A 21,930-nucleotide genomic window follows, 5' to 3' on the forward strand; every position below is an offset into this window, starting at 1 on the left:
GGTCGTGCCGCAGAGGCCGGTCAGCCTTCTTACTGGCGTATAAATTTATACATGGGTAATATGAACGCCATGGTCCAGTCGACCAACGGCCGCAGCCGCCTTCCCCGCGCCCAGCGCGAGCTGCAGATCCTCGACATCGCGCACGCCCGCTTCGCCGAGCGCGGCTACGCCGCCGTCACGATGGACGAGGTCGCGAGCGCGGCCGGCGTCACGAAACCGCTGCTCTACGCCTACTTCGGCAACAAGGAGCGGCTCTACCGCGCCTGCATGGAGCGCGCCGGCGAGGCGATGCTCGCGACCGTCGTCGAGGCGATCAGAGCGGCGGAGGGCCCGACCGAGGCGCTGCGCGACGGCCTGCGCGCGTTCTTCGCCTTCGTCGACGGCGACCGTGACGCGTGGCGCGTCCTCTTCGACGAGACCCATCCCGTCGGCGGCGAGCTGGCCCGCAGCGTCGCCGACTATCGCCAGCGGCTCGTCGGGCTCGTGGCCGAGACGCAGCTCGCGCTCGTGCCGGAGCACAACCGCGAGCGCGCGGCGACCGAGGTCGAGGCGCTCTCGCACGCGCTGCTGGGCGCCTCCGAGGCGCTCGCGCGCTGGTGGCTGCGAACCGGCGCGATGCCGCCGGCCGACGCCGCCGAGCTGCTCGTCGCGACCGTCGAGCCCGGCCTGCAGGCACGCGCCGCGCTGCGCTTCATTCCCCCGACACCAGAACAGACCAAGGAGCCCAATGACCGCTGACGGTCCCCGCAGGGTCGCCGTGCTCGGCGGCAACCGCATCCCCTTCGCGCGCTCGAACAGCGTCTACTCGAAGGCGTCCAACCAGGACATGCTGACCGCCGCGCTCGACGGTCTCGTGTCGCGCTACGGCCTGGAGGGCGAGCGGCTCGGCGAGGTCGTCGCCGGCGCCGTGCTGAAGCACAGCCGCGACTTCAACCTCACGCGCGAGTGCGTGCTCGGCAGCCGCCTCGCGCCCGAGACGCCCGCGTACGACATCCAGCAGGCGTGCGGCACGGGTCTGGAGGCAGCGATCCTCGTCGCCAACAAGATCCGCCTCGGGCAGATCGAGTCCGGCGTCGCCGGCGGCACCGACACGACGTCGGACGCGCCGCTCGCCGTCAACGAGGACCTGCGCGAGATCCTGCTCGACGCGAACCGCAAGAAGTCGACGCAGGACAAGCTCAAGACGCTCCTGCGACTGCGCCCGCAGCACCTCGCGCCGGCGATCCCGCGCAACGAGGAGCCGCGCACCGGCCTCTCGATGGGCGAGCACCAGGCGCGCACGGCGGCCGAGTGGGGCATCACGCGCGAGGCGCAGGACGCGCTGGCCGTGCGCAGCCACAAGAACCTCGCCGCCGCCTACGAGCGCGGCTTCCAGGACGATCTCGTCACGCCCTACCTCGGGCTCGAGCGCGACCAGAACCTGCGCCCGGACTCCAACGTCGAGAAGGCCGCGAAGCTGAAGCCGGTCTTCGGCGGCAAGGACGGCACGATGACGGCGGCCAACTCGACGCCGCTGTCCGACGGCGCCGCCGTCGCGCTGCTCGGCAGCGAGGCGTGGGCGCAGGAGCACGAGCTCACCCCGCTGGCGTACTTCGTCGACGGCGAGGCGGCCGCGGTTGACTACGTCCACGGCAAGGAGGGGCTGCTGATGGCGCCCGCCTACGCCGTCCCGCGGATGCTCGCGCGCAACGGCTTGACGCTGCAGGAGTTCGACCTCTACGAGATCCACGAGGCGTTCGCCTCGCAGGTGCTCTCGACGCTGAAGGCGTGGGAGGACCCGGCCTTCTGCACGCAGCGGCTCGGGCTCGACAGACCGCTCGGCGCGATCGACCGCGACAAGCTCAACGTCAACGGCAGCTCGCTCGCCGCCGGCCACCCGTTCGCCGCCACCGGCGGCCGCATCGTCGCGGGCCTCGCGAAGGCGCTGCACGAGCGCGGCGGCGGCCGCGGCCTGATCAGCGTCTGCGCAGCCGGCGGCCAGGGCGTCGTCGCGATTTTGGAGGCATAGACCATGTCCGACCGCTACACCGACCTCATCAACACGCCGCTCGGCAGACTCGTCCAGAAGCAGGTCGGGCTGCCGGCGCCGGTGCCGCTCAAGCGCTACAGCCCGGGCGATCCGGCCGTCGACGGCCGCGTGCTGCTGGCCGGTGCGCCCGGCGGGCGGCTCGCGAGCGCGCTCGCCGCGATCGTCGCCGACACCGGCGCGGAGGCCTCGACGCCGCTGCGCGAGGACCTGCGCGCGGCCGCGGCGGAGGCCGGTCTGGACGCCGGCCCGTGGACGCCGGCCGCCGCCGCGACGCAGCGCTACGGCGCGCTCGTCTTCGACGCGACCGGGATCTCGGAGCCGGCCGAGCTGAAGGCGCTGCACGACTTCTTCGGCGCGACGATCCGCCGCGTCCAGCGCTGCGGCCGCGTCGTCGTGCTCGGCACGACCCCGAGCGCGGCGAGCACGCCGAGCGAGGCGATCGCGCAGCGTGCGTTGGAAGGCTTCACCCGCTCGGTCGGCAAGGAGCTGAAGGCGGGCGCGACTGCGCAGCTCGTCTACGTCGCGCCCGGCGCCGAGGACCAGCTCGCCTCGACCCTGCGCTTCCTGCTGTCGCCGAAGTCGGCCTACGTCGACGGCCAGGTGATCCGCGTCGGCGAGGCCGGCGCGGTCCCCGCGATCGACTGGGAGCAGCCGCTCGCCGGCAAGGTCGCGCTCGTGACCGGCGCCTCGCGCGGCATCGGCGCCGCGATCGCCGCGACGCTCGCGCGTGACGGCGCGCACGTCGTCGGCCTCGACGTGCCGGCGCTGCAGAGCGACCTCGAAGCCGTGACGAGCGCGCTCGGCGGCTCGGCGCTGACACTCGACATCACCGCCGACGACGCGCCGAGAGCGATCGCCGCGCACCTCAGAAGAGAGCACGGCGGGGTCGACGTGGTCGTCCACAACGCGGGCATCACGCGCGACAAGACGCTCGCGCGGATGGACGACGACAAGTGGAGCAGCGTCATCGCCGTCAACCTCGCCGCCGTCCAGCGGATCACCGACGCGCTGATCGCGGGCAGAAGCAGAGCGGTCCTGAACGACGGCGGCCGGATCGTCTGCGTCTCCTCGATAGCGGGCGTCGCCGGCAACTTCGGGCAGACCAACTACGCGACCTCGAAGGCGGGCGTGATCGGCGTCGTGGAGTCCTACGCGCCGCTGCTGGCCAAGCAGGGCGCGACGATCAACGCCGTCGCCCCCGGCTTCATCGAGACGCAGATGACGGCGAAGATCCCGTTCGCCACGCGCGAGGTCGGGCGTCGCATGAACTCGCTCTCCCAAGGCGGGCTGCCGGTCGACGTCGCCGAGGCGATCGCCTACTTCGCCAGCCCCGCCTCGACCGGCGTCACCGGCAACGTCGTCCGCGTCTGTGGCCAGAGCCTGCTGGGGGCCTGAGGTGGCGTCCGCCCCGACATCCACGACGCGCGAGCTGAGCGCACCGCCCTGCACGGCGACGCTCTACGCGAAGGCGGCGCTGCCGCTGATCCCGGGCGCCTCCGCGCTCCCATTCGTCGCCGGCGGCGGGAAGACGATCCCGAGAACGACGCTGACGCTGAACGGCGTCACCGCCGACCCGGACCAGCTCGTCTCCTACGACCGCGTCTGCGGCTTCACGCTGCGCGACACGCTCCCGTCGACCTACCTGCACATCCGCGCGTTCCCGCTGCACATGGCGCTGATGACCGACGGCTCGTTCCCGTTCGGCGCGGTCGGCCTCGTCCACCTGCGCAACCGCATCACGCAGCTGCGCCCGGTCGGGACGACGGAGACGTTCGACCTGCGCGTCCACACGATGCCGGTCCAGCCGCACCCGAAGGGCAGGACGTTCACGATCGTCAGCGAGGCACGCGTCGGCGACGAGCTGGTGTGGCAGGACGCCTCGACGATGCTGACGCGCGGCAAGGGCAGCGGCGGGCAGGAGCCGCGCCCGGTCGACGACGGGCCGGCGCCGAAGGACCTGCCGTTCGTCGCGGAGTGGCGGCTCGCAGAGGATCTCGGCCGCCGCTACGGCGCCGCGTCCGGCGACCGCAACCCGATCCACATGCACGCGCTCAGCGCGAAGCTGCTCGGCTTCCCGCGCGCGATCGCGCACGGGATGTGGACGAAGGCGCGCTGCCTGGCGGCGCTGGAGTCGACGCTGCCGGACGCGTACACGGTCGACGTGACGTTCCGCCGGCCGATCCTGCTGCCGGGCAAGGTCGCGTTCGCGGCCGAGGACGGGCGGTTCGCCGTCCGCAACGTCAAGGACAGCTCGAAGATCCATCTCGAAGGAAGGGTGACTGCCGCGTGAGCGTCGCAGATCGCAGCATGGGCCTGGGCCTGCGGGCGCTCGGCCGTTTCGCAGGGTCGGACCTCGTCGACAAGCTCGGCATCCGCAAGCAGTCCGAGGCCGTCGTCTACCGCGCCACCCGCGACGGCTTCCGCGCCGTCGGCGCCGCCAACCGCACGTTCAAGCAGGTCTCGACGAACGGCAAGAAGCCGGCCCGCCTGAAGCCCTCGGGCTCCGGCGTGTTCGACCTGACGCCGAGTGACGAGCAGCAGATGCTCGGCGAGGCGTTCGGCGAGTTCGGCGCCGAGAGACTGCGCCCGAACGCGCTGAAGGCCGACGCGGCTGCCCAGGCGCCGCCGGAGCTGCTGGCCGAGGCGGCCGAGCTGGGCCTGACGATGCTCGGCGTCCCGGAGGACCTCGGCGGCGCCGTCAGCGAGCGCTCGTCGGTCACGGCCGTGCTCGCCGCAGAGGCGCTGTCGCATGGCGACATGGGGCTTGCCGCCGCCGCGCTCGCGCCGGCCGGCGTCGCGACCGCGCTGAGCCTGTGGGGGGACGCCGAGCAGCAGGAGACCTACCTGCCGGCGCTGATCGGCGAGGACGTCGCGGTCGCCGCGCTGGCGATCCACGAGCCGCGCCCGCTGTTCGATCCGTTCGAGCTGGAGACGACCGCGCGGATCGACGGCGCCGACTACGTCCTCAGCGGCGTCAAGTCGTTCGTTCCGCGCGCGACCGAGGCCGAGCTGCTGGTCGTGGCGGCGAGAATCGCCGGGCACGGCCCGGGCCTCTTCCTCGTCGAGACCAAGAGCGATGGCGTGCTCGCGAAGGCGGCGCCCGGGATGGGCGTGCGCGCCGCCGCCGTCGGCGAGGTGCTGCTGGAGGAGGTGCGCGTCCCTGCGCGGGCGCTGCTCGGCGACGGCTCCCCCGCCGTTTACGCCGATGCCGTCCGCCGTGCCCGGCTCGCCTGGTGCGCGCTGGCGATCGGCACCGGCAAGGCCGTGCTCGATTACGTGATCCCGTACGTCAACGAGCGCGTCGCGTTCGGCGAGCCGATCTCGCACCGCCAGTCGGTCGCGTTCGCGGTCTCGAACATCGCGATCGAGCTGGAGGGGATGCGCCTGGCGACGCTGCGCGCCGCCTCCCGCGCCGACATGGAGAAGGAGTTCGCCCGCGAGGTCGCGCTCGCGCGGCACCTGTGCAGCGAGAAGGGCGCGTGGATCGGCTCCGAGGGCGTGCAGCTGCTCGGCGGCCACGGCTACATCAAGGAGCACCCGGTCGAGCGCTGGTACCGCGACCTGCGTGCCGTCGGCGTCGTCGAGGGCGCCCTGCTCGTCTAGGAGGCGATGACGATGACGATGAATCTCGAAGTCCCGAAGAAGTTCCTTCCGCTCGTCGGTCAGGCGCACCAGGTCGCGGAGGAGATCTTCCGCCCGGTCTCGCGCAAGTACGACCAGGAGGAGCACGCATATCCCAGAGAGCTCGACATGCTGGCGGCGCTGCTCGACGGCATGAACGACGGCTCCGACATGGGCGGCGGCGCGGGCGCTGGCGGCGTGCGGCGGCAGGAGAACAGCAACGGCGAGATCCGCAACGGCTCGAACATGTCGACCGCGCTCGGCGTCGCCGAGCTGTGCTGGGGCGACGTCGGCCTGCTGCTGACGATGCCGCGCCAGGGGCTCGGCAACTCGGCGATCGCGTCGGTCGCCAACGACGAGCAGCTGGAGCGCTTCAGAGGCAAGTGGGCGGCGATGGCGATCACCGAGCCCGAGGCCGGCTCGGACTCGGCCGCGATCCGCACGACCGCCGTGCTCGACAGAGAGACCGGCGAGTACGTCCTCAACGGCGAGAAGATCTACGTGACGTCGGGAGAGCGCGCCGACCTCGTCGTCGTGTGGGCGACGCTCGACCGCAGCCTCGGCCGCGCGGCGATCAAGTCGTTCGTCGTCGAGCGCTCCAACCCCGGCATGATCCTCGACCGGCTGGAGCACAAGCTCGGCATTCGCGCCTCCGACACGGCGGCGTTCCGGCTCGAGAACTGCCGTGTGAAGCCGGAGAACCTGCTCGGCTCGCCCGAGGTCGACGTCAAGAGAGGCTTCGCGGGCGTCATGCAGACGTTCGACAACACGCGGCCGCTCGTCGCCGCGATGGCGGTCGGACTGACGCGCGCCTGCCTGGAGCAGACGAAGGAGCTGCTCGCCGAGGCCGGCGTCGAGGTCGACTACGACAAGCCGGCGCAGTCGCAGCCGGCGGCGGCCGCCGAGTACCTGTCGATGGAGGCCGACTACGAGGCGGCGCGGCTGCTGACGCTGGAGGCCACCTGGATGGCCGACAACTCGAAGCCGAACTCGCTGCAGGCCTCCTACGCGAAGGCGAAGGCCGGCCGCACGTGCGTCGACGTCGCGATGCGCTGCGTGCGCCTCGCCGGCAGCCGCGGTTACGGCGAGGAGCTGCTGCTGGAGAAGTGGGCGCGCGACGGCAAGATCCTCGACATCTTCGAGGGCACTCAGCAGATCCAGTTGCTGATCATCGCCCGGCAGCTGCTCGGCAAGACCTCCGCCGAGCTGAGATAGCGGCCGGGCGCTGGCTGCGGGATGCGTGCGCCGCCTAGCGGTGGCGCATCCCGTAGCGCAGGTCGCGCAGCTCGCGGATGTCGTCGCCGACCGGTGCGTCGAGCGGGCTGTGCGGGCCGCTGCCGAGCAGCTCGGGCTCGATCCGGTGCCTGACCAGCTCGCCGCCGACCATGTCGGCCTTGAGGGCCGCGGTCCCGGGGCGCGAGCTGACCGCTCGCACCATCCGTGTGCCGTGGAACAGCAGCGCGACACCGTCGTCGGCGGCCCAGCCGCCGGGCAGCTCGCCGCTTCTGAGCGCCGCGAGCCAGACCGGCAGCCGCTCCGGCTCGCCGTCGGCGTGGACGGTGAACGAGCCGGGCAGCAGGCCGAGGCCGAGCAGCGTCTCCGGCGGCCCGCCGGAGCGTGTGATGCCGCCCTCGAACCAGCACATCGCGCCAGCGCTGAGGCCGACGAGGACGATCCCGCGCGTCCACGCCTCGATCAGCAGCGTGTCCAGCTCGTGCGCGCTCCAGATCGCCAGCAGGTTGCGCATCGAGCCGCCGCCGACGTAGATCACGTCCTGTTCCAGCACGATTTCGGCGAGCGAGCGAGCCGAGCCGTGGCGGCGGAAGAGCGACAGGTGCGTCGCCGACGCGGTGCGGCCGAAGCGGCCGTAGAAGGAGGTGATCTGCGCGGTCGGGTCGCCGGAGGCGGTCGGCAGGAACAGCACGCGCGGCTCGCGCGCGGCGGTCAGCGACAGCGCATAGTCGTCGAGCGCCGGGTTGTCCGGCTCCATCGTGAAGCCGCCCCCGCCCATCGCGAGGATGCGGCGCGGGTCGGTCATGCAGTTGCCATCAGCATGTCCGGCATCCGCTCGCCGAGGTACCTGGCGTGCAGCGGCGACTCGGCGATCTCGCTGCCGACCGGCTCGACGCGGTACGCCTGCGCTCTCGGCCGCGAGCTGACGACGTGCTTGAGCTGGCGGTGCTCGAAGTGCAGGGCGGCGCCGTCGTCGGCGGCGTAGCCGGGTCGCACGCCATCGCCGACGAAGCGGCGGTACTCCTCGCGCCGCGCCGGCTCCCCGTCGTAGTGGACGCAGTTGGAGAACGGCAGCAGGCCGAGCCCGCGCACGACGCTCGGCGCGCCGTGGAAGGCGGTGACCGCCTCGGCGAACCAGCACAGCGAGCCGGCGGAGAGGCCGCACAGGACGACGCCCTTGCGCCACGCGGCCTTCAGTATCCGGTCGAGGCCGTGCGCGCGCCACGCCCCCAGGAGCGAGACGACGCTGCCGCCGCCGACGTAGATCACGTCCTGGCTCAGCAGGTGCTCCTCGAGGTCGCCCTCGACCGCGCCGCTGCCGCGGTCGCGGCGGAAGAGCGAGACGTGCGACGTCTCGCACTGCATCGAGAACGTGCGGTAGAAGCGCACGACGTAGTGGTCGGCGTCTCCCGACGCGGTCGGGACGAAGCAGACGCGCGGCCGCTCGACGCCGGTCAGCGACAGCACGTAGTCGTCCAGCAGCGGGTTGCCGGCCTCCATCGAGAACCCGCCGCCGCCGAATGCGACGATCTGTGGGGGTCGCGTCGTCATGAGGTCATTGTTCCCTCGCCTCGCCCCCCTGTCTTTGCGCACTCGTCCAGAGTTGAGTGGACAGAGGGACAAGTGGGGGCGTGACCGCTCAGGCCGGGACGCGCGGCTGCGGCGCGGCCGAACCGGCGGCGGCGGGGGTGAGGCGCTGGGTGATCGTCACGCGTCCGCCGGATGCGGGGCTGAACGTGACGAAGCGGCGCGTGACCTGCTCCGGCGCGTCGGTCGTCGGCGCCAGGCGCGTCCGCTCCAGGATCGTCGACAGCACCATGCGCATCTCGTAGAGCGCGAAGCTGGCGCCGAGGCAGCGGCGGATCCCGCCGCCGAACGGCAGCCACTCGTACGTGCCGGGCGTTCTGTCGAGGAACCGCTCCGGCCGGAACGCCTCGGGCTCGGGGTAGAGCGCCGGGTCGCGGTGGATCAGCCATATGTTCGGCGCGATGTTGACGCCGGCGGGAAGGTCCCAGCCGCCGAACGTCAGCGGCGCCTGCAGCTTGCGCACCACCGCCGGCACGACCGGGCGCAGCCGCAGCGTCTCCTTGATCACGGCGTCGAGGTAGGCGTCGGCACCCTCGCCGCCGACCTCGGCCTCCAACCGCGCGAGCACCTCCGGGTGGCGGGTGATCCGCTCCAGCGTCCAGGTGAGCGCGGTCGCCGTCGTCTCGTGGCCGGCCAGCAGCAGCGTCATCAGCTCGTCGCGCAGCTCGGCATCCGTCAGCGGCTGGTCGTCCTCGTCACGCGCGGACAGCAGCAGCGTGAGGATGTCGTCGCGCGTCGGCCGGCCGGACTCCAGCTCCGCCCGCCGTGCCGCGATCTCCTCGTAGATCATCGCGTCGACCGGCGCCAGCAGTCGGCGCACGCGGCCCCACGGCGTGCGCGGGCGCGCGCCCTCCGATCTCGTCAGCTGCAACGCGAGCAGCCGCCACGGCTGCTCGGTCGAGTCGAGCAGCCGCCGCAGCGGCGCCGACAGCTGCGCCACGCGCGCCGGCTCCTCGACGCCGAAGACGACGCGCAGGATCACCTCCAGTGTGATCGCCTGCATCGAGCGCTGGACCGCGAACGGCTCGCCGACCGGCCACTGCGCCACGTGGCGGTCCGCGATCGCGCGCATCCGCTCGCCGTAGCCGCGCATCCGCTCGCCGTGGAACGGCGGCAGCATCAGCCGCCGCTGGCGCAGGTGCTCGGGACCGTCGAGCAGCAGCACCGAGCGCGGCCCCAGCAGCGGCCGCAGCACGACGTTGCCCTCGCCGGCGTGCAGCAGCGCCGGGTCGCCGGTGAAGACCTCCTTCGCGACCGCCGCGTCGGCGGCGACCACGACCGTGCGCCCGGGGGACAGCCTGATCGTGAAGAGTCTGCCGTAGCGCTCGCGGCACTCGCCCACGAAGCGTGTCGGCTGCAGCAGGAAGCGCGAGACCGTCAGGACGCGCGGACCGGTCGGTCCGGGCGGGAGCGAGCGGGTGTCGGGCGCGGCCGGGGCGATCCGCTGACGCTAGCGCGACGGTGCGGCCGACACGCCGGTTCCCGGTGGCGCGACACGGTCCACGCGCGCCCACACGATCGTCCCGACGAACGCCGAGACGACGAGCACCGCCGGCCACGAGCCGATCGCCTTGCCGAGCGGGTGGGAGAGCACGAACGCCGCCAGGAACGCGGCGACGAGCGCGACCGCGACCGCGAGCCCCTGCTCGCGGCGCCAACGCAATCCGCACCACAGCGCGCCGAGGAACAGCACGATCCCGCCGAGCGGGCGGACGCCGGTCACGTCGGCGACGGCGAAGCCGAGGAGCAGGGATCCGGCCGCGATCGGCCAGGAGGGGAGACGCTGCACGCCGGACAGGGTAGCGGCGGCGCCCGCCGGACCGTCGCTACCCGTCGCCCTCTATCGACAGCCGCGGCGTCAGCCGCTCCAGCCGTCTCGGCATCCACCAGGCGCGGCGGCCCAGCAGCGACATGATCGCCGGCACGAGCAGGCAGCGGATCACGGTCGCGTCGACCGCTACCGCGACTGCCATGCCGAGGCCGAACTGCTTGATCGTCGGGTTGCCGTCGAGCAGGAACGCGAGGAAGACGGCGACCATGATCAGCGCCGCCGAGGTGATCACGCGCGCGGTCCCGGCCAGTCCCTCGATCACGGCGCGGTGCGCGTCGCCGGTCGCCTGCCAGCGCTCGCGCACGTGCGTCATCAGGAAGACCTCATAGTCCATCGAGAGGCCGAAGAGGATCGCGAACATCATCAGCGGGACGAACGAGACGATCGGCGCTGCGCCCTCGACCCCGAGCAGCTGCGCGCTCCAGTCGTGGCTGAAGACGAACGAGACGACGCCGAACGCCGCGCCGATCGAGAGCAGGTTCATCAGCACCGCCTTCAGCGGCACGATCAGCGAGCGGAAGGCGAGCGTCAGCAGCAGGAACGAGAGCGTCAGCACGACGGCGATCACGAGCGGGAGGCGGTCTCTGATCTCGTCGGCGAGGTCGATGTAGCCGGCCGTCGAGCCGCCGACGAAGGCGGCGGTGCCGCTGTCGCCCAGCGCGGCCGGGATCGTGTCGGCGCGCAGGTGCCGGACGAGCGCCTCGGTCGCCGGCGCCGACGGCGCGGTCGTCGGCGTCAGCGTCAGCAGCAGCGCGTCGCCGCGCGGCGCCGGCAGCGGCGGGCCGACCGCGGCGACGCCCGGCGTCGCTCTCAACGCGGCGGCGAGTCTCCCGGCGACCGCTTCGGCGCTCGCTCTCGCGGCGTCGGCCGGCAGTCTCACGGCGATGAGCAGCGGGCCGTTGGAGCCGGCGCCGAAGCCCTCCGCGAGCATGTCGTAGGCCTGGCGCGCGGTCGTGTCGCGCGGCAGTTGGCCGGTGTCGCTCTGGCCGAGGTCGAGCGACGTCAGCGGCCAGGCGAGCGCGCCGAGCACGAGCAGCGCGACGACGAGCGCCGGCCACGGCCGGTCGGCGACCAGGCGCGCCCAACGCAGCCACATGGTCGGGTGAGCGGGAGCGGCGGCGCCGGCGCTGGCAGGTGCGGCGGAAGCGGCGGAAGTGGCGGAAGCGGTTGCGCTGTCGGATGCCGGCGCGGCGGAAGCGGCTGCGCTTCCGGCGGCCGGCGCGCCGGCGGACGCGGCGCGAGCGCGCTCGGCCTCGGCTTCGCGGCGTGCGCGCCGCACCCACGGCAGGGCGAGCGAGTCGATCCGCGGTCCGACGGCCGCGAGCGCGGCCGGCAGCAGCGTGATCGCCGCGAGCACCGCGACGAGCACGGCGATCGCGGCGAGGCAGCCCATCTGCTGGACGAGCGGGATGCCGGTCAGCAGCAGCGAGCACAGCGCGATCACGACCGTCCCGCCGGCGAACACGACGGCGCTGCCGGAGGTCGCGACGGCGCGCGCGATCGACTCGCGCAGCTCGACGCCGGCGGCCATCTGCTCGCGATGGCGGGTGACGACGAAGAGCGCGTAGTCGATCCCGACACCGAGACCGATCATCGTCGCCAGCGCCGGCGCGGTGCTCGGCACCTGCACGACGTGGCTGGCGAGCGTGATCAGGCTCAGCCCGGTGCCGAGCCCGAGGATCGCGGTCAGGAGCGGGAGCCCCATCGCGACGACGGTCCCGAACGTGAAGAGCAGGACGACGACCGCGGCCAGCAGGCCGATCGCCTCGGAATCCGCCGAGCCGGCCTGCGACAGGTCGGCGCCGAGGTAGCCGCCCGCGGCGACCTGCAGCCCGGCCGGGCGCGCCGCGTCCTGCGCGACGGAGAGCAGGCGCTCCGCCTCGGACAGCGTCAGCGTGCTCGGGCTGTCGCGCAGCGACAGCCCGAGATACCCGATCCGCGCGTCGCGGCTCAGCTGCGACGCGCCGGCCGGCTCGAGCGGGCTGACGACGGCACGGACGCCGGGGTCTCTGGCGTACGCGGCGGCGATCGCGGTGACGGCTCTCCGCTCCGCCGCGTCGGTCAGCCGCACGCCCGCGGGCGCGCGCAGCACGATCGGGTTGGTGCCGTTCGAGGCGCCGCTGGAGAAGTCGCGGTCCAGCACGTCGGCAGCGCGCTGGCTGTCGGTGCCGGGCAGCGAGACGTTGTCGTTCGTCTGCGTCCCGAGCTGTCCGGCCCACACGCCGAGCCCGACGGCGCCGAGGACCCACACCAACAGCACCAGGCGGTGGCGTCGGACGCAGAAGCGGCCGAGCCGGTGCAGTCCGCCGCGATCGTTGCTCTTCATGCCCCGGATATCGGCCGGACCGGGGCGCGTCTGAAGGCGGCCGCGCTGTCAGCCTTCCCGGGCCCGCGCGTGCGCCGGTTCGCCTGCGAGGCTCCAGTCGCACCGCTCTCCGGCCGATCAACGTGACGATCACTGTGACCATGGAGGACGAGAGATGTCGACGAGTCAACCGCCGCAGGGCGGTCAGGGCCAGCCGGGACCGCAGCAGCCGGGAGGGGCCGACCAGCCGGCCGCGCCGAGAAGACGCACGTTCGGCGCGGGTGCGCTGGCGGGCGTCGCCGCGGCGGTGCTCGTCATCGCCGGCGTCGGCGGCTACCTGATCGGCCACAGCAGCGGCGACGACGAGGGGACGAAGTCCGGCAAGCAGGCCGGCTACCAGAAGGGCCTCGAGGCGGGCCGCGCCGAGGTGACGGCCGAGTATCAGAGAGGCCAGCCCGCGTACAAGCAGATCTTCGACGAGGGCAAGGCGAAGGGCTTCAGAGAGGGCATGGCGCAGGGCACCGCCCAGGGCGAGAGAACGGGCGAGGCGCAGGGCGAGAGAACCGGCTTCGAGCAGGGCCAGAGAGTCGGCGTCTCGACCGGCGAGTCCGAGGGCGTCAGACAGGGCGCCGCCGCGGTGCTCGGCGGCTTCCAGACGTGGACCGACGGCGCCTTCTACATCGTCACGGTCGGCGCCAGCCAGACCGAGGGCGTGCCGTACACGATCACCAGCCGCTCGCAGGTCGAGCCGGGCACGAACTACAAGCTGTGCGGCGGTGGCGGCAGCTCGCAGATCTGCCAGACGGCCGCGACCGCGGCGACGCCGTCGGAGGACGCCGGCGGCGCCGGCGCGCCGAGCGAGTAGCGCGGGCGAGGAGGAGCGCGATGGCGGTCGACCCGCGGCTCGTCGCCGCGCTCCACCTCGAGACGGTCCGGCACGGCGCGCTCGAGGACGAGCACGCCGCGCACGTCGCCTTCCAGACCTCGACGCTCGCGGCGCTGCTCGACGGCGCCTACGACGGCGACCTGACGATCGGCGAGCTCCGCCGCCACGGCGACCTCGGCCTCGGTACCTTCCAGGCGCTCGACGGCGAGATGGTCGTGCTCGACGGCGAGGTCTGGCGGGCGCGCGTCGACGGCTCGGTCGAGCCGGTCGGCGACGACGAGCGGACGCCGTTCGCGGTCGTGACGCCGTTCGCCGCCGACGTGACGGTCGCGGTCGAGCACGAGCTGACCCACGCGCAGCTGCTCGCGCTCGTCGAGCGGCGTGCGCCGGCCGGCGCGGCCACCCGCGCGATCCGCTTCGACGGCCGCCTCGTCGCGGTGCACGCGCGCTCGGTCCCGCGCCAGCGACGGCCGTATCCGCCGCTCGCGGAGGCCGCCGCGCAGCAGCGCGACTTCATGCTGGAGGCGGCCGACGGCGCACTCGTCGGCTTCGCCTTCCCTGACGTCGCGGCCGGGGTCGAGCTGCCCGGCGTCCACCTCCACGCGATCACGGCCGACCGCCGCCGCGGCGGCCACGTGCTGAGCGCGCGCGTCGGCCCCGGCGTGCTGCGGATCGGCGCGCTGCGCGACCTCCACGTCGAGCTGCCGCCCGGCGTCGAGCTGCCCGACGCGCCCGATCCGGGCGGCAGCGCGGACGATGCCCGCGCCGCGCTGCTGGACCGGATCGAGCGGGACCCCGGCTAGGCGCCGCCGTCGGCGTCAGCCGGTCGCGCGCGGCGGCGTCGCGGCGTCGCGCGTCGCCGCCTCCTGCAGCGCTGCGCCCAGCTCACGCCGGCGGCTGACGCCGAAGCGGCGGAAGATCGCGCGCAGGTGCGTGTTGACGGTGTGGTCGCTGATCCCGAGCAGCTCGGCGACCTCGCGGTTCGTGCTGCCGGACGCGACGAGCCGGGCGATCTCCAGCTGGCGGACGGTCAGCCCGTAGTCGGCGGCGGACGGCCACGCGTCCGCGCCGCCCGTCAGCGCGCGGCGGTGCCGGGCCGCCTCCTGCGCGAGCGGCAGCGCACCGGCAGCGCGCGCTGCGGCCTCCGCCTCGGCGAACCGCTCAGCCGCCACGTCGGGGGCCGCGAGCGCCGCCTGCGCGTGTCCCGCGAGCACCGTCGCGCGGATCTCCAGCAGCCGCGACGGCGCGTCGCGGGCGGCGTCGGCGGCGTCGTTGGCGAGCGCCTCGGCGTTCGCGGGGCGGTCGTCGTGGAGCGCGACCTCGGCGGCGGCGCAGCAGCTGCTCGCGATCCCGAGCGGCGTCTGCACGAACGCCTGCGCCTGCAACGCGGCGAGCTGCCGGCGCGCGTCGTCGCCGTCGTCGAGCGCGACCGCGACGCGCACCCGCAGCTCCAGCAGCAGCGCCCGCGTCCGCGGCGCGAGCGGGGCGAGCCGCTCCACGCTCGTCACCGGCGCGAGCAGCTCGGCGCAGCGGGCGGCGTCGCCGGCGTCGAGCAGCGCCGGCGCCGCCGACCAGGCGGCGAGCACGGTCAGCTCGTGGGGCCCGTGGTCGGGCAGCGCCAGCAGCTCGTCGCCGACCGCGACCGCGGCGGCCGTCTCGCCGCGTGCGCCCAGTTGCCAGGCGTCGGCCGCGAGCGCGAGCGCGAGCAGGTCGGGCGCGTCGGCGCGACGGGCGGCGTCGACCGCGGCGGCGGCCGTCGTCGCCGCGCTGCCGAGGTCGCCGGCGACGGCGGAGGCGTGCGCGCGGATCGCCAGCGCCGGCACCGCGATCGCCGCGTCCTCGTCGTCGCGGGCGATCACCGCCGCGCGCGCGAAGCGATCGCGCGCGGCGCGCACGTCGCCGAGCGCGGCCCAGTCGGCGACGCCGAGCCACAGCAGCGCCTCCATCCGCTCCGCGGGCGGCGCGCCCGGCACGCGCGCGAGCAGCGCCGTCGCGCTGCTGCGGTGGCGCCGCGCGCCCTCGACGTCGTCGAGCGCGCCGAGCGTCGCCGCCAGCGTCGCCTGCGCGATCGCGGCGTGCAGCGTCGCGCCGCGCGCCCGCGCCGCCGCGAGCGTGTCGCTCGCCACGGCGCGTGCGAGCTGGAGGTCGTCAGCGCACGCCGCGCCGCACGCTCCCCTCAGCGCGCGTGCGAGTCGTGACCGCCCGGCGTCGCCTGCACGTGGCGCCGACCCCTCGAATCCACCCTGGCCCATCCGGCTCGCATCGTAGTCGCGTCGCACCGGCGCGTGCCCAATGGTCTGAACAGCTGTGTGTGGATTCGGCGCATCGGCACGCCAGCCGCGCTCAGCGCGGTGCGACGAGCGCGGCGACGAGCGTCTCGCCGAGCAGGCCGCCGGACTCCGCCGCCGTCGCGCGGCCGGTGAGGACCTCCTCGCAGGCGGCGGTGACGAGCCCGCGCAGCATGCGGAACTGCCAGTCGGGCGGCAGCTCGGCGCGCAGCTCGCCGCGCGCGTGCGCGGCACGCAGCCAGACGAGCACGTCGTCGGCGTCCGCGATCACCTGCTCGTCGTTGAAGATCTCGTCCGCGAGCGCGCGGTAGCCGGTCAGGAAGCGGTAGTGCTCGCTGCGCGCGACGATCTCGCGCGCGAAGCGGCGCAGCGTCTCCTCCGCCGGCGCCTGCGCGCCGACGATCCAGCTGCCGAGCGCGGCGAAGTCGTCGTGGACGTGCGCGAAGACCGCCCGCAGCAGGTCCTCGCGGCTGGGGAAGTGGCGGTAGACGGTCATCCGCGAGACGCCGGAGGCGTCGGCGATCTCGCGCATGCTCGCGTCGGGGTCCTCGGCCAGCAGGCGGATCGCCGCGGCGACGACGGCGTCGCGGTTGCGGCGCGCGTCGGCGCGCGGTCTGACGGGTTCGTCCTCGGCCATCCTAGAAAATGTTACGCTCTGTCACAGTTGCCCAATCGGGCGGCGCCGGTCGCGCCGCGCCCCAACCCTCTCAGGTCCGCACATGAACACCGCTGCTGCAGCGGCGGCGCGCTCTCGCGCGTCCGGCCGCGACAACCCCTGGCTGACGCTTGTCGCCGTCGCGCTCGGCGTGATGATGGTCGGGCTCGACGGCACCGTCGTCGGCGTCGCCAACCCGACGATCGCCGCCGACCTCGACGCCTCGCTCGCAGGGCTCCAGTGGGTCACCAACGGCTACCTGCTCGCGCTCGCCGTCCTGCTGATCGTCGGCGGCAAGCTCGGCGACCGCTTCGGCCGCAAGAAGGTCTTCGTGATCGGCATCGCCGGCTTCGCGCTGACCTCCCTGCTGTGCGCGCTGTCGACGTCGACGGGGATGCTCGTCGGCGCGCGCGTGCTGCAAGGCGTCGCCGGCGCGCTGCTGATGCCGAACACGCTCGCGCTGCTGCGCGCCGCCTTCCCGCCCGCCGAGCTGAACCGCGCGGTCGGGATCTGGGGCGGCGCCTCTGCGCTCGCCGTCGCCTCCGGCCCGATCGTCGGCGGCCTGCTCGTCGAGCACGTCTCGTGGGAGTCGATCTTCCTGCTCAACCTCCCGCTCGGCCTGCTCGCCGCGGTCGTCACGCTGCGGTGGGTGAGGGAGTCGAAGGACGAGACGCACGTCGGCGGCTTCGACGTGCCCGGCGTCGCGCTGCTGTCCGGCGGTCTCTTCCTGCTGATCTGGGGCGTCATCAAGGCGCAGGACCACGGCTGGGGCTCGGCCTACGTGATCGGCTTCGGGATCGCGGCGCTCGTCACGCTCGCCGGCTTCGTCGTGCGCGAGGCGCGCACGCGCGAGCCGCTGCTGCCGCTGGAGCTGTTCCGCAACCGCTCGCTGTCAGCCGGCGTCGTGCTCGTCGTGACCGGCTTCTTCGCGCTCTTCGGGATCCTCTTCTTCATCGGGCTCTACCTCCAGAACGTGCACGGCTACAGCCCGATCCAGACCGGCGTGCGGCTGCTGCCGCTGACCGCGACGTTCACGATCAGCGCGCCGCTCGGCGGCCTGCTGACGGAGAAGTTCGGCCCGCGCGTGCCGCTCTGCCTCGGGATGCTGATCCTCGCCGGATGCTTCTTCGGCCTCACGGGGCTGGAGGTCGACACCGGCTACGGCGGCCAGTGGCCGTTCTACCTGCTGATCGGGCTCGCGATGGGGTTCGTGATCGTGGCCTCGACGGAGGCGATCGTTGGCAACGCGCCAGTCGAGCGCGGCGGGCTGGCCGGCGGGCTGCAGTCGACGGCCAACCAGCTCGGCGGCGTGCTCGGCACGGCCGTGCTCGGCTCGGTGATCGTCTCCGGCGTCGGCTCGGCGCTCGCCGGCAACCTCGCCGACGCGGGCGTGCCGGCGGCAGCGGCGAAGGCGGTCGAGGGGCAGGAGGAGCTGATCGCGCAGGGCGTCGCGCCGGTCACGCCCGGCATGCCGGCCGGGCTCGCGCAGGCGATCACCGACGCGTCGTTCCAGTCGTTCATGGACGGCCTCCACACGGCGATGTGGGTCAGCGGCGTGCTGGCGCTCGTCAGTGCCGCGATCGCGCTGCTCGTCAGCCGCGGCCACGGCGCCGGCGACGGCGCCGCGGTGCACGTCTAGGGGCGGTCCGGCGCGGCCGCGACCGCGGGCGGGGCGGGCGGGAAGCGCTCGGTCCCGCCCGGCGTCTCGATGTACGTCGCGCCGCGGTGGACGAACGCGTGTGCCAGCTCGTGGCCGATCGCGGTCGCCGCGACGGCGGCGGCCGCGACGCGGTCGAGGTCCTGCGCGATGCCGATCGGGAACAGCGCGGCGGTCTCCTGCGTGATCTCGTTGGAGCCGGCGCGCAGGATCGTCCGCAGCCCCGGCTGGACGGCGAGCGCCGCGACGCTGATCGAGATGTTCGCCAGCTCGTCGCTGGTGACCGCGGCGAGCGCGCGGGCGCGGCTCAGCGAGAGGCCTTCGAGCATGTAGCGGTCGCCGCCGCGGCCGATCACGACCGGCAGTTTGAGGCCACGCGCGAGCGCGACGTTCGGTGCGTGCTCGTCCTGCTCGACGGCGACGACGTCGATCCCGAGCGCGCGCAGCTCCAGGCAGAGGCGGAAGCCGACCTGGCCGAGCCCGACGACGACGACGTGGTCGACGCGCGGGATCGTGCGGGTGCCGAAGATCCCCGTCAGGCGGCGGCTCAGCAGGCGGTTGACGAGCGCGGCGGTGAAGACCGCGGTCAGCACCAGGCCGAGCGCCATCGACGCGATCCCGTAGAGCTGGATCCACGTCGCGCCGTGCTCGAAGAAACCGCTCGGGCCGACCGTCGTGATCGCCTTCGTCGCCTCGTATACGGCGTGGACGAACGGCTCGTGGTGCGTGCTCAGCGCCAGTGCGGTCTCCAACAGCACGAGCGCGAGCAGGCCGGCGACCGACCAGACGAGCAGCCGCGCCGCGCGGTCGGGCGGGCGGAACTGCGCACGCAGCCGCCGCGTCAGCCGCACCGCCGCGCTCGGCGGGTGGTAGGGCAGCGGCGCGACCGCGGGCGGCTCGTCGCCGCTGTCGCGGACGCCGATCAGGTCGCCGTCGTCGGTGCGGTGGAGCGCGACGAGCTGCGGGTCGACGCAAGGCCCGACGATCGCGCCGACCGACGCGTCCGCCATCGAGACGACGTTGCAGTTGGGGATCGAGCTGATCAGCTGGTCGGCGACGGTGCGGTCGAAGATCGTCACGACGAGCCGTATCCCCGGCCGCACGTACTCGACCAGCAGCGCGCTGCGCAGCGCGCTGATGTCGTCGCGGTCGATCACCGTCACCGCCGCGACGTCGTCTTTGAGGGCGCGGCGCAGCTCGCGGTCGGTCGGCCTGCGCAGCCGCCGCACCGGGACGCCGGCCGCGAGCAACGCCTTCTCGACGCCCTGGGCGAGGATCCCCTCACCGAGGACGAGATGGGGCATTGGCATCGGCGCAAGATACGGATCGTCCCGCTTCAGCGCGTGCTCGCTGCCCGCCACGCGCGGGCTCCTGGCGCACGCGCGCGCTCAGCCGAGCGGGATCAGCTCCAGCCGCTCGCGAGCGGCCGCGGCGTTGAGTCGCTCGTCCCACGACGCGAACCGCGCCGGGCCGGCACCGAGCAGCTCGACCGCCGAGGCCAGCTGCAGCGCGTCGAACCCGCGCAGGACGTGACGTTCGGCGAGTGCGGCAGCGCGGTCGATCACGGGCGCGTCGGCCGGAACGACGACGACGTCCTCCCACATCCGCACGAACGCGTCGAGCTGTCTGCGGTGGACACGTCTCGTGAGCCGACCGCCGGCGTGCATCCGCGCGAGCGCCGAGTGGATCTCGACGTACGTGAGGTGGCTGGAGACCAGCTCCGTCGCCGCAGCAGCCTCGGCGCGCACGGCCTCGCTCCCCGGTTCGGTGACGAGGAGCTTCACGAGCGCGCTCGTGTCGAGGTAGAGCGTCAACGATCGCCGCGGTCGTCGATCACCATCTCCGCCGCGGTGGGGCCGTCGCCCCTCAGCTCAACAGCCGGCGGGAGTGCCGGCTTGCGTCCGCTCCAACGGACGCGACCGGTCTCGACGAGTTGCGCGATGCCGGGTGACATGCCCGCGGGAACGACGCGCGCGACAGGTCTTCCGCGCCGGGTCACGGTCAGCACCTCACCGTGCTCGACCTGCTCGATCAGCGCGCTCGTCTCGTTCTTCAGCTGCCGGATCCCGATCTCACGCATGTAGCCACATTAGCATCCGAGATGACTACATTGTGGCGGGATCCGCTACGCCCGCGAGCTGCCGTCGGGCAGCCGCTCGCGGTCTCTCGGCGCGGGCTGGGGGGTGGTTCTGGGCGCCGGGCTCGGCGCTGGCGCTCTCGGCGTGGCGGGCGGTCGTCTGCACGCGGTCACGTCGATCTGCCAGACCGCGGCGGCGTCGAGCGGCATCCGGCAGCCGGGGTGGACCCCGCGCGCGGTGCCGCCCCACCTTCCGCCGCCGTCGTCGCGCAGCTCGTCTATCCAGTCGACCGTCCGCCCGCGGTGGACCTGCGTCCACGTGAGCAGCGCCCAGCGGCCGGCGGCGCCGCAGTCGGCCAGCAGGATCGCGTCGTCGTCCAGCGGCTGCAGCGTCCCGCGCGGCGTCTGGCGCCGGATCGCGTCGCGCAGCTCGGCGCGGACCCCGGTGGTCAGCGGCGGCACGCGGCAGATCCCGGCGCGCGAGCCGATCGGGATCCCGCCGGGCGCGAACGTGCTCGGCAGGGGGAAGAACGTGCTGGCCGCGTAGCGCGCCCGCACGGTCGCGCCGATCCGTTCGCCGCTGCCGCGCTCGAACGGGGTCGGCGGCGGCCGGTAGCTTCTCGCGCCCCCCGGCGGCTGGGCAGGATCGGGCGGATCGGGCAGCGACAGCGGCGCCGCGAGCAGGCGGATCCAGCCCTGCTCGACGTCGATGCTCGGCAGGCCGTGCTCGTCGGCGCCGGTCCCCAGGACGAACGCGCCCGTGCTCGCCTGGGCGGCCAGCGCGGCGGGGACGTCGAACGCGGCCCAGGTCTCGAACGTCGCGCCCGGTTCGAGCGGGAGCGAGCGCGACCGCGGCATCAGCGCGTGCGCACGCGGGTCCTGCTCGAACGTCCGCCCGCCGAGGTGGAGCTGCGGGTGCAGGGAGGGGATCGAGCCGCCGCCGGCGTTGCGAACGGCGAACGCCACCACGACGAAGCGGCCGTCGGCGCGCCGGCTGCCGAGCAGCCCGTACGGGTCCTCGAGCACGGTCGCCGTCTCGACGCCGTGCACGCGTGCCTGCAGCAGCGGCGTGTCGAGCTCGTCGAGCGCGTCGACGAACGTCACCGGCATCCCCTTCACGCTGCATGCCCCGGTTCGGCCGTGGAGCGCGTTGAGCCCGCGGTCGCGGCACGGCTGCTCCGCCGTGGGCAGGGTGCGGAGGTCGCCGGAGGCGGCGGCAGCGACGGCGCGCTCCAGCCGCAGCCATCTCGCGTCCGGCGTACGCGCCGCGCTCGGCGGCCCCTCGGCGACGAGGTGCGAGCCGAAAGGCTTGGCGATGGTCCACGCGCCTGCGCCGTCCGGCTTCCACCAGCGCCCCTGGGCGTCGGGCGGGCCGGCGCCGAGCAGCCCGTCGCGCGCGGTGGAGTCGGCTGACCAGCGGATCGCGTAGATGCCGAGGCGCGGCTCGCGATCGGGGACATGCGGCACGTCGAAGCGCACGCCGCCGCCGTCGGGTCGCGCGACGAGCCGCACGCCGGTGACGCGCTCGAAGTTGGCGGCGAAGCGGTCCGGCGTCGTCGCGGGCGGGAGCGCCGCGGTGGTAGCGGCCCCGCTGCGCGGCTGTCCCCCGCCGGGCTCGTCCGCTCCGCCGCCGCAGGCCGGGAGCGCGGCCAGCAGCACGACGGCAGCGACCGTCGCGAGGCGGTGGCTGCACCTGCTGCGCGAGCTTCCGGTCACGTGGCGAGGCTAACGGCCATTGCGGGTTCGGCGGCCGGTAGCGTT

The 21,930-nt window shown here is 74.0% G+C and carries 20 protein-coding genes; 9 read left to right on the forward strand and 11 right to left on the reverse strand.

Annotated features, from left to right (window positions below):
* The first annotated feature begins 69 nt into the window (after window positions 1-69).
* Genes CWOE_RS00970 through CWOE_RS00995 form a run of 6 tightly spaced genes read left to right on the forward strand, consistent with a single transcriptional unit; the run spans window position 70 to window position 6,865 of the window.
* On the forward strand, window positions 70-738 hold the full coding sequence (locus CWOE_RS00970; protein WP_049793148.1) for a TetR/AcrR family transcriptional regulator: 669 nt from the start codon (window positions 70-72) through the stop codon (window positions 736-738).
* A complete protein-coding gene (locus CWOE_RS00975) occupies window positions 728-2,008 on the forward strand; it encodes an acetyl-CoA C-acetyltransferase (protein ID WP_012931684.1) in 1,281 nt (426 codons plus the stop codon). Before CWOE_RS00970 ends, CWOE_RS00975 begins: the two co-directional genes overlap by 11 nt.
* Before the next feature lie 3 nt (window positions 2,009-2,011).
* Window positions 2,012-3,424: a 3-oxoacyl-ACP reductase gene (locus CWOE_RS00980; protein ID WP_012931685.1), complete on the forward strand. Its 1,413-nt coding sequence runs from the start codon at window positions 2,012-2,014 to the stop codon at window positions 3,422-3,424.
* A 1-nt stretch (window position 3,425) separates the two neighbouring features.
* On the forward strand, window positions 3,426-4,319 hold the full coding sequence (locus CWOE_RS00985; RefSeq protein WP_012931686.1) for a MaoC family dehydratase: 894 nt from the start codon (window positions 3,426-3,428) through the stop codon (window positions 4,317-4,319).
* Between the two features lie 17 nt (window positions 4,320-4,336).
* Complete coding sequence (locus CWOE_RS00990) at window positions 4,337-5,632, forward strand: acyl-CoA dehydrogenase family protein (RefSeq protein ID WP_012931687.1); 1,296 nt, start codon at window positions 4,337-4,339, stop codon at window positions 5,630-5,632.
* 12 nt (window positions 5,633-5,644) lie between these two features.
* Complete coding sequence (locus tag CWOE_RS00995) at window positions 5,645-6,865, forward strand: acyl-CoA dehydrogenase family protein (RefSeq protein ID WP_012931688.1); 1,221 nt, start codon at window positions 5,645-5,647, stop codon at window positions 6,863-6,865.
* 34 nt (window positions 6,866-6,899) lie between these two features.
* Here CWOE_RS00995 and CWOE_RS01000 read toward each other — a convergent pair whose 3' ends face one another.
* The 5 genes from CWOE_RS01000 to CWOE_RS01020 all read right to left on the reverse strand — a co-directional run bounded on the left by CWOE_RS01000 (window position 6,900) and on the right by CWOE_RS01020 (window position 12,627).
* A complete protein-coding gene (locus CWOE_RS01000) occupies window positions 6,900-7,688 on the reverse strand; it encodes a Type 1 glutamine amidotransferase-like domain-containing protein (protein ID WP_012931689.1) in 789 nt (262 codons plus the stop codon).
* Window positions 7,685-8,434, reverse strand: a complete 750-nt coding sequence (locus CWOE_RS01005; protein WP_012931690.1) for a Type 1 glutamine amidotransferase-like domain-containing protein — start codon at window positions 8,432-8,434, stop codon at window positions 7,685-7,687. Before CWOE_RS01005 ends, CWOE_RS01000 begins: the two co-directional genes overlap by 4 nt.
* A gap of 88 nt (window positions 8,435-8,522) precedes the next feature.
* The gene (locus CWOE_RS01010) at window positions 8,523-9,911 is read right to left on the reverse strand and encodes a cytochrome P450 (protein WP_012931691.1); all 1,389 of its coding nucleotides are present in this window, start codon (window positions 9,909-9,911) and stop codon (window positions 8,523-8,525) included.
* A gap of 9 nt (window positions 9,912-9,920) precedes the next feature.
* Window positions 9,921-10,259 (reverse strand): hypothetical protein, encoded by a 339-nt coding sequence (locus tag CWOE_RS01015; RefSeq protein ID WP_012931692.1) that lies wholly within the window; start codon window positions 10,257-10,259, stop codon window positions 9,921-9,923.
* A 37-nt stretch (window positions 10,260-10,296) separates the two neighbouring features.
* A complete protein-coding gene (locus CWOE_RS01020; RefSeq protein WP_012931693.1) occupies window positions 10,297-12,627 on the reverse strand; it encodes an MMPL family transporter in 2,331 nt (776 codons plus the stop codon).
* Between the two features lie 154 nt (window positions 12,628-12,781).
* On the opposite strand from CWOE_RS01020, the gene CWOE_RS01025 reads away from it, so the two are divergent.
* Both CWOE_RS01025 and budA read left to right on the forward strand, forming a co-directional pair.
* Entirely contained in the window at window positions 12,782-13,471 is a 690-nt protein-coding gene (locus tag CWOE_RS01025; protein WP_012931694.1) for a FliH/SctL family protein, read from the forward strand.
* A gap of 20 nt (window positions 13,472-13,491) precedes the next feature.
* Window positions 13,492-14,295, forward strand: a complete 804-nt coding sequence (gene budA / locus CWOE_RS01030; RefSeq protein WP_012931695.1) for an acetolactate decarboxylase — start codon at window positions 13,492-13,494, stop codon at window positions 14,293-14,295.
* 15 nt (window positions 14,296-14,310) lie between these two features.
* Here the strand turns inward: budA and CWOE_RS01035 are convergent, their stop codons facing one another.
* Window positions 14,311-15,744 (reverse strand): helix-turn-helix domain-containing protein, encoded by a 1,434-nt coding sequence (locus CWOE_RS01035; RefSeq protein WP_148260845.1) that lies wholly within the window; start codon window positions 15,742-15,744, stop codon window positions 14,311-14,313.
* A 91-nt stretch (window positions 15,745-15,835) separates the two neighbouring features.
* The gene (locus CWOE_RS29985) at window positions 15,836-16,417 is read right to left on the reverse strand and encodes a TetR/AcrR family transcriptional regulator (protein ID WP_012931697.1); all 582 of its coding nucleotides are present in this window, start codon (window positions 16,415-16,417) and stop codon (window positions 15,836-15,838) included.
* Between the two features lie 82 nt (window positions 16,418-16,499).
* On the opposite strand from CWOE_RS29985, the gene CWOE_RS01045 reads away from it, so the two are divergent.
* On the forward strand, window positions 16,500-18,074 hold the full coding sequence (locus CWOE_RS01045) for an MFS transporter (RefSeq protein WP_012931698.1): 1,575 nt from the start codon (window positions 16,500-16,502) through the stop codon (window positions 18,072-18,074).
* Here CWOE_RS01045 and CWOE_RS01050 read toward each other — a convergent pair.
* The 4 genes from CWOE_RS01050 to CWOE_RS01065 form a co-directional block, all read right to left on the reverse strand.
* Window positions 18,071-19,402, reverse strand: coding sequence for an NAD-binding protein (locus CWOE_RS01050; protein ID WP_148260846.1), 1,332 nt, complete (start codon window positions 19,400-19,402; stop codon window positions 18,071-18,073). The genes CWOE_RS01045 and CWOE_RS01050 overlap by 4 nt on opposite strands.
* A 78-nt stretch (window positions 19,403-19,480) precedes the next feature.
* Entirely contained in the window at window positions 19,481-19,906 is a 426-nt protein-coding gene (locus tag CWOE_RS01055) for a type II toxin-antitoxin system VapC family toxin (RefSeq protein ID WP_012931700.1), read from the reverse strand.
* Window positions 19,903-20,172 carry a type II toxin-antitoxin system Phd/YefM family antitoxin gene (locus CWOE_RS01060; protein WP_012931701.1) on the reverse strand — a complete coding sequence of 90 codons (270 nt, stop codon included), beginning with the start codon at window positions 20,170-20,172 and terminating at the stop codon, window positions 19,903-19,905. The genes CWOE_RS01055 and CWOE_RS01060 overlap by 4 nt, the downstream gene beginning before the upstream one ends.
* Window positions 20,173-20,217: 45 nt before the next feature.
* On the reverse strand, window positions 20,218-21,885 hold the full coding sequence (locus CWOE_RS01065; RefSeq protein WP_041730008.1) for a hypothetical protein: 1,668 nt from the start codon (window positions 21,883-21,885) through the stop codon (window positions 20,218-20,220).
* Window positions 21,886-21,930: the final 45 nt, after the last annotated feature.

This window comes from Conexibacter woesei DSM 14684, from assembly GCF_000025265.1.
Taxonomy (GTDB): Bacteria; Actinomycetota; Thermoleophilia; order Solirubrobacterales; family Solirubrobacteraceae; genus Conexibacter; species Conexibacter woesei.